This window comes from uncultured Leptotrichia sp., from assembly GCF_938036635.1.
In the GTDB taxonomy this organism is placed as follows: Bacteria; Fusobacteriota; Fusobacteriia; order Fusobacteriales; family Leptotrichiaceae; genus Leptotrichia; species Leptotrichia hongkongensis.
This window is the reverse complement of record NZ_CALHQO010000276.1, coordinates 1-1,203: the sequence shown is the minus strand read 5'-3', so window position 1 is coordinate 1,203 and position 1,203 is coordinate 1. Positions and strand designations below refer to the sequence as shown.

At 38.0% G+C, this 1,203-nt stretch carries 1 pseudogene; it reads right to left on the bottom strand.

What is annotated here, in order from left to right:
- Positions 1–27: 27 nt before the first annotated feature.
- Positions 28–1,203, bottom strand: a pseudogene (locus Q0370_RS05360) (hypothetical protein); the annotation flags it as partial.

Sequence of the window (1,203 nt, the reverse complement as noted above, 5' to 3'; positions counted from 1 at the left end):
CTACGCCCACCTGCTGCGCGAGCACGCCTACTCCCGTCCGCGCCGTCCGCTCATCTTAATAGTTCCATCATTCGTGATAGTTTTTCCATCCGACAGCATTCCGACTGATTTTGAGTCATTTGCTGTATTTTTAAGATGAATAGTTCCGAGATTTTGAAGTACAGACTTGACTGTTCCGTAAATTCCTACAGATGTTTTTCCTTCCAGCTCTATTTTACCTGCAGCCGCATTAGTAACTTTAGACTGTTTCGCCATTATCCCAATTGCTCCGTCAGCATTTGATGTTGAGACAATATCCTTTTCATTCGTAACAACAATTTTGTTGTCATCCCCAGTTTCATTCTGAGCATAAATCCCAATTGAATCCTTTATGCTGATTTCTATCTTGTCTTTATTTTCTACGGTTAAACTTCCTGCAGCTCCTGCTTTTAGCTGGGCATAGATTCCCACTCCTTGAGTTTCAGTACCTGGAGAAGATGCTGTCCCTACATTTATAGTTCCCGAATTTTCAATTTTGTTTGTTTTTGAAAATACACCATAAATTCCTGCCGATTTTCCTTTTTCAGTACTTATAGTTCCTCCTGAAGCATTTGTAACTTGGCTGTCATCTGCATAAACTCCGGCTGATTCAGTTTCCTTGGCAGTTATTGTACCTTCATTCTTAATCGTAGATTCATTAGCTCCATAAATTCCTGCCGATTTTTCTTTCTCCGTAGTTATAGTTCCTCCTGAAGCATTTTCTATCGTACTTTTATCTCCAAGCATCCCTACAGAGGATTCTCCTTTTGTCTCAATTGTACCTTTATTTTTCAATGTAGAATTTTCTATTCCATAAATCCCAATTGATTTTTTCTCTCCCACAGTAATTGTCCCTGAGGATTCATTCGTTCCTGTAGATGCCTTTAAATAAATACCTACAGCTTCCTCAGTTGCTGTCATATCAATTGTACCTTCATTTTTTATATTGGCTCCACTTAGTCCTGAAACTGTAGTCTTCAAATTAGATTTAATCGTTTTTCCGCTGTTAATTGTGGCAGTACCCTGATTAGATACTAAAAACTGGGCTGTTTTATCAACATTTGAATATGTTGTCATGTCAATATCATCATCAACTTTTACTTTCGATCCTGTATCTCCATAAAGAAGTGTTGATTTAGCACCCATTTTAAGCACAGTCAAGTTAGATAAAGTTCCAGAACTTAT